Genomic DNA, 9,702 nt, shown 5'->3' with positions numbered 1-9,702 from the left:
CACCGCTCTTTCAACTCCTTCCAGGCTTCGATGAACTGAAGCGAGCCGCTGCCGAAAACTGCGTAACTCATTGAATCTCAAGGAGTTTTCCGTTTCGACTGCGCCGGAAGTGGGGCGAATTATAGACTTCTAAAATTCGCCGTCAACCCCTAAATCCAACTTTATTCAGATTTCAACGTGATGCGTGCAAATGCCTTCTTGCCCGCCTGGCAAACGTGGGTCGCGCCCAGCACATATATAAAGGAGCGATCAACCACCTCACCATCCACACGCACACCACCGGAAGCCAACAAATCACGCGCAGCCGCCGAGTTCTTCACCAGCCCTGCCTTATTAAGGACGGCCGCAATCGGCATATCTTCAGCAGAGACCAGTTCGATCTCCGGCAGATCATCCGGCAGCTCACCATCCTTCATACGGTTACCAGCAGCGCGATGCGCATTGGCGGCAGCCTCCTCACCGTGGAAGCGAGCGACAATCTCTTCTGCCAGCTTGATCTTGATATCGCGCGGGTTAGCCCCTGCCTCTACATCCGCACGGAAGGCATCGATCTCATCCATCGAACGGAAGCTGAGCAGCTCAAAGTAACGCCACATCAGCGCATCCGGAATCGAAACCAGCTTGCCGTACATCACACCTGGCGCTTCCTGGATACCCACGTAGTTGCCCAACGACTTGGACATCTTCTTCACGCCATCCAGGCCCTCGAGCAACGGCATGGTCAGAATGCACTGAGCTTCCTGACCATAACCACGCTGCAGCTCACGCCCCATCAGCAAGTTGAACTTCTGATCGGTACCGCCCAGTTCGACATCCGCGCGCAGAGCAACCGAGTCATAACCCTGAACCAGCGGATAGAGGAACTCATGAATAGCGATCGGCTGATTGGTGGTGTAACGCTTATCGAAGTCATCACGCTCAAGCATACGCGCGACAGTGTATTGCGAAGTCAGACGAATAAAGTCCGCCGGCCCCATCTGATCCATCCAGGTGGAGTTGAACGCAACTTCGGTTTTCGCCGGATCCAGAATCTTGAACACCTGAGACTTGTAGGTCTCGGCGTTTTCCAAAACCTGCTCGCGAGTCAAAGGAGGACGCGTAGCGCTCTTGCCGCTTGGATCACCGATCATCCCGGTGAAGTCACCAATCAGGAAGATCACCTGATGCCCCAATTCCTGGAACTGGCGCAGCTTATTAATAAGCACGGTGTGACCCAAGTGCAGATCCGGGGCGGTTGGATCGAAACCAGCCTTGATACGCAGCGGCTGGCCGCGCTTGAGCTTCTCGATCAGCTCGGACTCGACCAATAGTTCTTCCGCACCACGTTTAATCAGCGCTAGCTGCTCTTCAACCGACTTCATAACAGACCCGCAAGGCTCAGATTCAAAGGGAACCAACCATACAAGATCGTGCACCAATTACAAGTTTTGCCCGGCGCACGGACACCAATCTGCAGACAGGGTGTCTGTAGACTTGCTTCGGGGATGATTTGGTTATATTTTATACAGTTATTTCATCTTCATCATGTCATGCATCTTTTCCAATTCATCTTTTTTCAAAGTCAAAATTACTTATGACCACTGAACCGTCTAAAGCGCCACCGCTTTACCCGAAGACCCACCTGCTTGCCGCAAGTGGAATCGCCGCCCTTCTCAGCCTGGCGCTCCTGGTATTTCCTTCCAGTGATGTTGAAGCAAAAAAGACGACCCTGAGCCTGGAACTGGAAAGTCCTGCTGAACAACTGACACAAGATCAAGACGCTGCTGACGCGATTCAAGCCACAAATGAGCCAGCAGCCTCACCTTTCGCCCAGATCGAAAACAGCACCGAAGAAACCCCGAAAACCGCTGAAGCCGCACCTGCCCCAGCTCCGGCTGCAGAGAAATCAAAAGCCCCGGGGCACCGCGAAGTCGTCGTCTCCAAAGGCGATACGCTCTCTACATTGTTCGAGAAAGTCGGTCTGCCAGCCGCTGCTGTGCACGAAGTGCTGGCCAGCGACAAACAAGCCAAACAGTTCAGCCAGCTCAAGCACGGCCAGAAGCTGGAGTTCGAATTGAACCCGGAAGGCCAACTGACCAGCCTGCACAGCAAGGTAAGCGACGTCGAAACCATTACCCTGACCAAGAATGACAAGGGCTACGCATTCAACCGCGTAACAGCCAAGCCGACCGTTCGCACGGCTTACGTGCACGGCGTGATCAATAGCTCCCTGTCACAATCCGCTGCCCGTGCAGGCCTGTCCCATAGCCTGACCATGGATATGGCCAGCGTCTTCGGCTACGACGTCGACTTCGCTCAGGACATCCGTCAAGGTGACGAATTCGACGTGATCTACGAGCAGAAAGTGGTCAACGGCAAGGCAGTGGGCACCGGCCCGATTCTGTCTGCACGCTTCACCAACCGCGGCAAGACCTACACCGCCGTGCGTTACACCAACAAACAAGGCAACAGCAGCTATTACACCGCTGATGGCAACAGCATGCGTAAGGCGTTCATCCGTACCCCGGTGGACTTCGCCCGCATCAGTTCGAAATTCTCCATGGGCCGCAAACACCCGATCCTCAACAAGATCCGCGCCCACAAAGGCGTCGATTACGCAGCGCCACGCGGTACGCCAATCAAGGCTGCCGGTGACGGTAAAGTGCTGTTGGCTGGTCGCCGCGGTGGCTACGGCAACACGGTGATCATCCAGCACGGCAACACCTACCGCACGCTGTATGGCCACATGCAAGGCTTCGCCAAAGGCGTGAAAACCGGCGGCAGCGTCAAGCAGGGCCAAGTGATCGGTTACATTGGTACCACCGGCCTGTCCACTGGACCGCACTTGCACTATGAGTTCCAGGTCAACGGTGTTCACGTCGACCCACTGGGCCAGAAGCTGCCGATGGCAGATCCGATCGCCAAGTCCGAGCGCGCACGTTTCCTTGCGCAGAGCCAGCCGCTGATGGCGCGCATGGATCAAGAGAAGGCCACCATGCTGGCTTCGAGCAAGCGCTAAGCCATGGCTCTTTATATCGGCGTGATGTCCGGCACCAGTCTCGATGGGCTGGACATCGCCCTGATCGAGCAGACCTCGGCGATCAAACTGATCGCCACGCTTTACATCCCCATGCCTGAAACCCTGCGCGCCGAGCTGCTTGGCTTGTGCGCCAGCGGCCCTGACGAGATTGCCCGCTCGGCGATCGCCCAGCAGCACTGGGTAAAACTAGCGGCCCAGGGCATCCATACCCTCCTCGATCAGCAGCAACTGAAGCCTGAAGCCATTCGTGCAATCGGCAGCCATGGCCAGACCATTCGCCATGAGCCCGCTCGTGGCTTCACAGTGCAGATCGGCAATCCCGCACTACTGACCGAGCTGACCGGCATCACCGTGGTTAGCGACTTCCGCAGCCGCGACGTGGCTGCTGGCGGTCAGGGTGCGCCGCTGGTGCCAGCCTTCCATGAGGCTTTGTTCGAAGAGCGTAACGGCAACCGCGCAGTCCTGAATGTCGGCGGTTTCAGCAATCTCAGTCTGATAGAACCGACCAGGCCTGTAGCCGGTTTCGACTGCGGCCCTGGGAATGTGCTGATGGATGCCTGGATTCATCAGCAACGCGGCGAGAACTATGATCGCAACGGCCAGTGGGCAGCCACCGGCACGGTCGAGCCAGTCTTGCTGAAAGCTCTGCTCGGCGACCCGTTCTTTGTGACCAAAGGCCCGAAGAGCACTGGCCGGGAAGTGTTCAACCTGCCGTGGCTGGAGCACCACCTCTCAAGTTTGCCGAGCTTCGCTGCTGAAAACGTTCAGGCAACGCTGCTCGAACTGACGGCGCAGACCATCGTCGAGTCGCTGCAAAGCGCTCAATCCGATACGCGGGAAATGTTGGTCTGCGGCGGCGGCGCTCACAACGCTACGCTGATGAAACGTCTTGCCGACCTGCTGCCTAACGCCACCGTCGCCAGCACCGCCACTCACGGCGTCGATCCGGACTGGGTCGAGGCAATGGCCTTCGCCTGGCTGGCCCATTGCTGCCTCGAAGGCATTGCCGCCAATCGCCCGAGCGTCACCGGCGCCAAAGGCCTGCGGGTACTCGGCGCCATCTATCCCAACTGAATAAAACGCCAGCAACAAAAAACGCCGCAGAACCGTAAGGCTCTGCGGCGTTTTGTTGTGCGCAGCGAGGTGCGATCAGATCGAGAACGAAGAGCCGCAACCACAGGTCGTGGTGGCGTTCGGGTTCTTGATCACGAAGCGCGAACCTTCCAGACCTTCCTGATAGTCCACTTCGGCACCCGCCAGGTACTGGAAACTCATCGGATCGACCACCAGACTCACGCCTTCGCGCTCGACGATGGTGTCGTCCTCGGCCACATCTTCATCGAAGGTGAAGCCGTACTGAAACCCCGAACAACCGCCGCCCGTAACGAATACGCGCAGCTTCAAGCGATCATTCCCCTCTTCATCGACCAGGCTCTTCACCTTGTGCGCAGCACCTTGGGTGAATTGCAAAGCCGTGGGGGTGAAGGATTCGACGCTCATGCTGACTATCTCCCGGCGTTACGCCGCCATAATGCGTGATGACGCGCATTATCCGCTTGTCCTAGAAAATCGGTCAACTATTGTTACGGTATATCAATAAACCCGACCAACTGCCCAGAATGCAAAAAGGCCCGTTTAACGGGCCTTTTTGCTGTGTTACCGAACGTGTTACGGCAGCATGCCTGCGTGGGACAGGCCGAAGCGCTCATCCAGGCCGAACAGAATGTTCATGTTCTGCACCGCCTGACCCGACGCGCCTTTGACCAGGTTGTCTATCACCGACAGCACCACCACCAGATCACCATCCTGCGGACGATGTACAGCGATGCGGCAGACGTTTGCGCCACGCACGCTGCGGGTTTCCGGATGGCTGCCGGCCGGCATCACGTCGACGAACGGCTCGTTGGCATAACGCTTTTCGAACAGTGCCTGCAGATCCACCGAACGATCAACCACGGTCGCGTAGAGCGTGGAATGAATGCCACGAATCATCGGGGTCAGGTGCGGGACGAAGGTCAGACCGACATCCTTACCGGCAGCGCGACGCAGACCCTGGCGAATTTCCGGCAGATGACGGTGACCTTTCACCGCATAAGCCTTCATGCTTTCCGACGTCTCGGAATACAGCGAGCCTACAGAAGCACCGCGACCAGCACCGCTGACGCCGGATTTGCAGTCAGCGATCAGACGCGAAGTATCAGCCAGACCCGCTTCAAGCAGCGGCAGGAAACCCAACTGTGTGGCGGTTGGATAGCAACCCGGTACGGCGATCAGACGCGCCTTCTTGATCTGCTCGCGATTGACTTCCGGCAGGCCGTAGACCGCCTCGTCCAGCAACGCCGGCGCACCGTGTGGCTGTCCGTACCATTTGGCCCATTCTTCAGCGTCCTGCAACCGGAAGTCCGCTGACAGGTCGATGACCTTGGTGCCCACCGCCAACAGTTCACCGGCCAACGCATGGGCAACGCCGTGCGGGGTGGCGAAGAACACAACGTCGCACGCACCCAGGGTTTTGATGTCCGGCACGCTGAACGCCAGACCGTCGTAGTGGCCGCGCAGGTTCGGGTACATGTCAGCCACGGCCAGACCGGCCTCGGATCGGGAAGTGATTACCACCACTTCTGCCTGCGGATGCTGTGCCAACAGACGTAGCAGTTCGACACCGGTGTAACCCGTGCCGCCGACGATACCGACCTTGACCATAAACCTGCCCTCAACGAACCCACTGGAAAGCCGTCGATAATAGGGGCCGCGCGCCCCTGCGACAACCATCAAGGTGACGTGCGGACGCTCAAGCCTCTACTATCCCGGCTACCGTGAACCTGGGAATAACCAAAAATGTTCTATCTGTGGATCAAAGCGTTTCACATCGTCAGTGTCGTGTGCTGGTTTGCCGGGCTGTTCTACTTGCCGCGGCTGTTCGTTTATCACGCGCAAAGTGAAGACGCGATCAGCAAGGAACGCTTCAGCCTCATGGAGCGCAAGCTGTATCGCGGCATCATGGGCCCGGCGATGATCGCCACGCTGATCTTCGGCGGCTGGCTGATCTACCTCAATCCGGGCATCTTCAGCATGGGCGGCTGGATTCACGCCAAGCTGACCCTGGTGGTGCTGCTGATCGGCTACCACCACATGTGCGGCGCGCAGGTAAAACGCTTCGCCCGTGGCGAGAACACCCGCAGCCATGTCTTTTATCGCTGGTTCAATGAAGTGCCGGTTCTGATATTGCTGGCTATCGTAATTCTGGTCGTGGTCAAGCCGTTCTAACTTCATAACAGCATCACACCTCGGGGGATTTCCAATGTCGTTGCCCGCTCTGCTCGAACAACGTCTGCGCTTGCCGGTAGTGGCGGCGCCGATGTTCCTGATCTCCAACCCGGAGCTGGTGCTCGCCTGCTGCCGTAACGGCGTGGTTGGCAGCTTCCCGGCGCTGAACCAGCGTGAAAGCAGCGGCTTCAAGGCCTGGCTGGAGCAGATTGAAGCGGGCCTGGCGACACTGGACAACCCGGCGCCGTATGCAGTGAACCTGATCGTGCACAACAGCAATCCACGCCTGCAGGCGGATCTGAACATCTGCGTCGAGCACAAGGTGCCGATTGTCATCACCAGCCTCGGCGCAGTGAAGGAACTGGTCGATGCCGTGCACAGCTATGGTGGACTGGTGTTCCACGACGTGACCACGCGCCGGCATGCCGAGAAAGCCGCCGAAGCCGGAGTCGACGGCTTGATCGCCGTCGCGGCGGGCGCCGGCGGCCATGCCGGCACCTGGAGTCCGTTTGCACTGATCGCCGAGATCCGTGAATTCTTCGATAAAACCCTGTTGCTTGCCGGATGTCTTAACCACGGCCATGAGATTTTGGCCGCACAGCTGCTCGGCGCGGATTTGGCCTACTTCGGTACGCGATTTATCGGCACCACCGAAAGTCATGCGCCTGACGCCTATAAGGACATGCTGCTGACGGCCAAGGCGGCGGACATCATTCATACTCCTGCAGTCTCCGGAGTACCGGCCAGCTTCATGCGTCAAAGCCTGGAGGCGGCGGGTTTCGACATGGCCGCGCTGCAAGGCAAGGGCGAGGTCAATTTCGGTGACAAGCTCAAACCGATCAACGATGAAGCCAAGGCCTGGAAGACCGTGTGGTCGGCCGGCCAGGGCGTGGGCCAGATTAATGACTTGCCGAGTGTGGATCAGTTGATCGCCCGGCTCGACGCGGAATATCGTCAGGCGCAGGAACGCGCGGCGCAATTGCCCAAACGCTGGCCGCGCTGAGAAAAATCAGGCCAGTGATCGACCGACTGGCCTTACACTTGCTGACTTTCAATTGATTCGCGACAAGGATGCCCCGACCATGAGCGAACCTCATTACAAGATCGTTTTCGACGGTGCTCTGCAGCCCGGCGTCGATCTCACCACCGCCAAGCTCAATCTGGCGGCCCTGTTCAAAAGCGATGTTGCCGCCATCGAGCGCCTGTTCAACGGCAGCACCGTCGCCCTCAAACGCGACCTGACCCACAGCGATGCGCAGACTTATCTGCAAGCACTGAGCAAGACCGGGATCGATGCCCGGATCGAAAGCGAAACGGCGATCGAACTGAGTCTGTCGGACGTGCATGAACAACCGGCGACTTTCAACGAACCCGCATCACCCTATGCGCCACCTCGGGCCAATGTCGGCGAAAACCTGCCAGCATTCGCAGTGCTCAAGCCCTTCAGCGTCGAAGGCCGGATCGGTCGCCTGCGGTTTCTGGCCTGGACGATGGTACTGAGCCTGGTGACCCTGCCGATCGTGGGCATATTCGCCCTGCTCGCTCTCGGACTGGTCAGTGGCGACTCCACCACCGGCCTGATCATTGGCGGGATATTCGCGTTCTTCCTGTTCCTCGGCTTCATCATTGTCAGCATTCTGTTCAGCGTACAGCGCCTGCACGATATCGGCTGGTCCGGCTGGCTGTGGCTGCTGAACCTGGTGCCGTTCGTGGGCAGCTTCTTCCCGCTGGTGATCATGGTCGTGCCGGGCAACACCGGCGCCAACCGCTACGGCCCGCCACCGCCACCCAACAGCACCGCGGTCAAAGTGCTGTGCTCGTTGTGGATCGTGTTCTTCGCCCTGGTATTTGCCGGCGGCATGCTCGGCGGTATCTCGGCGATCCAGCAGGAATACGAAAGCAACCTTGAGAGCAGCTACGAAAGCGGCTCGGTCACCACCGATGAAGTCGAGGTCGAGACTGAACCGGCGAATTCCGTGGACGATGCAGCCGAAGCGGCCCCGGCCCCTGTAGACTCTGCGAAAGAATGAACAACGCTCCCCGCCGTGACACCTGCGTCGCTGGCGCGGAGCTGTTGCGATGGAGAATTGCATGACCCGTTACGCTCTGATCACTGGCGCCTCCAGCGGCATCGGCCTGGCCCTGGCTGAAGCGCTGGCCCGGCGCGGCCGCAGCCTGATTCTGGTGGCCCGCCAGCGTGATCAGCTGGAAAGTATCGCGATCGAACTGACCCAGCGCTTTGGCGTGGAGGTGTTGTTCCGCGCCTGCGACCTGGGCGAGCCATTGCGCTTGTCCGGCTTCCTGCTGGAACTGGAAGAAGGCGACCGGCAGATCGATCTGCTGGTCAATTGCGCCGGCATCGGCACCTGCGGCCCGTTCCTCGCCCAAGACTGGATGACCGAGCAGGACCTGATCGAAGTCAACATCCTCGCCCTCACCCGCCTGTGCCACGCCATTGGCAACAGCATGGCGCTGCAGGGCGGCGGACAGATCCTCAACGTCGCCTCGGTGGCGGCGTTCAATCCCGGCCCGTGGATGAGCACTTACTACGCCAGCAAGGCTTACGTATTGCACTTCTCCGAAGCGCTGCGGGTTGAACTGAAACAGAGCGCGGTCAAAGTCTCGGTACTTTGCCCCGGCCCGACCCGCACCGCATTCTTCCGCACCGCGCAGCTCAACAGCGACAAACTCAAGGACAGCAAACTGCTGATGAGTCCCGAGGAAGTCGCGCTGTACACCGTGCGTGCACTGGAGAAAAACCGCGCCATCATCATTCCGGGACGACGCAACCGCTGGCTGGCCTTCCTGCCACGCCTCGGCTCGCGCTGGCTCAATCGCACCATCGTCGGCATGGTCAACAAGGCTTACTGCCCGCGCTGAACTGTCCTACGGCAAAACACTGGGCGCGGTCATTTCCCATGAGTACACTCAGGCCAGCCCCCACAACGGAGAAAACAGCAGTGGATACTCTGTTCACCAAGATCATCAACCGGGAGATCCCGGCCAAGATCATTTACGAGGACGACCAGGTTCTGGCGTTCCACGACATCGCCCCTCAGGCACCGGTGCATTTTCTGGTGATCCCGAAGAAACCGGTGCGCACCCTCAACGACCTGACCGAAGACGACAAGGCACTGGCCGGGCACATTCTGTTCACTGCCCAGCGTCTGGCGCTGGAGCTGGGCTGCGAGGAAGGCTTCCGGGTGGTGATGAACTGCAATGAAAAAGGTGGCCAGACCGTCTATCACATTCATATGCACGTACTTGGTCAGCGCCAGATGAACTGGCCGCCGGGCTGATTCACTGCATCCGCCCCTGTAGGAGCGGGCTTGCTCGCGAAAGCGGAGTGTCTGACATTGATATTCTGAAGGTGCGGACGCCTTCGCGAGCAAGCCCGCTCCCACCAAAAGCATGAC

General features: G+C 58.9%; 10 protein-coding genes. 7 read left to right on the top strand and 3 right to left on the bottom strand.

Annotation, left to right across the window (positions count from 1 at the left end; all coding sequences use genetic code 11):
* Positions 1 to 161 precede the first annotated feature (161 nt).
* Positions 162 to 1,361 carry a tyrosine--tRNA ligase gene (gene tyrS, locus QMX91_RS25485; protein WP_098965875.1) on the bottom strand — a complete coding sequence of 400 codons (1,200 nt, stop codon included), beginning with the start codon at positions 1,359 to 1,361 and terminating at the stop codon, positions 162 to 164.
* A 212-nt stretch (positions 1,362 to 1,573) separates the two neighbouring features.
* Between tyrS and QMX91_RS25480 the strand changes: the two genes are divergently transcribed.
* Both QMX91_RS25480 and QMX91_RS25475 read left to right on the top strand, forming a co-directional pair.
* Positions 1,574 to 2,998 carry a peptidoglycan DD-metalloendopeptidase family protein gene (locus tag QMX91_RS25480; RefSeq protein WP_098965877.1) on the top strand — a complete coding sequence of 475 codons (1,425 nt, stop codon included), beginning with the start codon at positions 1,574 to 1,576 and terminating at the stop codon, positions 2,996 to 2,998.
* Positions 2,999 to 3,001: 3 nt separating this feature from the next.
* Positions 3,002 to 4,093, top strand: a complete 1,092-nt coding sequence (locus QMX91_RS25475) for an anhydro-N-acetylmuramic acid kinase (RefSeq protein ID WP_098965878.1) — start codon at positions 3,002 to 3,004, stop codon at positions 4,091 to 4,093.
* 75 nt (positions 4,094 to 4,168) lie between these two features.
* On the opposite strand, the gene erpA is transcribed toward QMX91_RS25475, so the two are convergent.
* Positions 4,169 to 4,519 carry an iron-sulfur cluster insertion protein ErpA gene (gene erpA / locus QMX91_RS25470; RefSeq protein WP_003228776.1) on the bottom strand — a complete coding sequence of 117 codons (351 nt, stop codon included), beginning with the start codon at positions 4,517 to 4,519 and terminating at the stop codon, positions 4,169 to 4,171.
* A 168-nt stretch (positions 4,520 to 4,687) separates the two neighbouring features.
* Positions 4,688 to 5,722, bottom strand: a complete 1,035-nt coding sequence (argC, locus tag QMX91_RS25465; protein ID WP_210556571.1) for an N-acetyl-gamma-glutamyl-phosphate reductase — start codon at positions 5,720 to 5,722, stop codon at positions 4,688 to 4,690.
* 135 nt (positions 5,723 to 5,857) lie between these two features.
* Here argC and hemJ point away from each other — a divergent pair, with 135 nt between their 5' ends.
* From hemJ to QMX91_RS25440, 5 genes are all read left to right on the top strand, one after another.
* Positions 5,858 to 6,286, top strand: a complete 429-nt coding sequence (gene hemJ / locus QMX91_RS25460; RefSeq protein ID WP_210556569.1) for a protoporphyrinogen oxidase HemJ — start codon at positions 5,858 to 5,860, stop codon at positions 6,284 to 6,286.
* A 34-nt stretch (positions 6,287 to 6,320) separates the two neighbouring features.
* Complete coding sequence (locus QMX91_RS25455; protein ID WP_282413555.1) at positions 6,321 to 7,289, top strand: nitronate monooxygenase family protein; 969 nt, start codon at positions 6,321 to 6,323, stop codon at positions 7,287 to 7,289.
* A gap of 79 nt (positions 7,290 to 7,368) precedes the next feature.
* The gene (locus QMX91_RS25450) at positions 7,369 to 8,316 is read left to right on the top strand and encodes a DUF805 domain-containing protein (protein ID WP_282413554.1); all 948 of its coding nucleotides are present in this window, start codon (positions 7,369 to 7,371) and stop codon (positions 8,314 to 8,316) included.
* 61 nt (positions 8,317 to 8,377) lie between these two features.
* Complete coding sequence (locus QMX91_RS25445; RefSeq protein WP_098965888.1) at positions 8,378 to 9,166, top strand: SDR family oxidoreductase; 789 nt, start codon at positions 8,378 to 8,380, stop codon at positions 9,164 to 9,166.
* Between the two features lie 80 nt (positions 9,167 to 9,246).
* On the top strand, positions 9,247 to 9,585 hold the full coding sequence (locus QMX91_RS25440; RefSeq protein ID WP_003228789.1) for a histidine triad nucleotide-binding protein: 339 nt from the start codon (positions 9,247 to 9,249) through the stop codon (positions 9,583 to 9,585).
* The last annotated feature ends 117 nt before the right edge of the window (positions 9,586 to 9,702 follow it).

The sequence above is a fragment of the Pseudomonas sp. PS01299 genome (assembly GCF_029960145.1).
GTDB lineage: Bacteria > Pseudomonadota > Gammaproteobacteria > Pseudomonadales > Pseudomonadaceae > Aquipseudomonas > Aquipseudomonas putida_A.
This window is presented reverse-complemented; position numbering and strand designations above follow the sequence as displayed.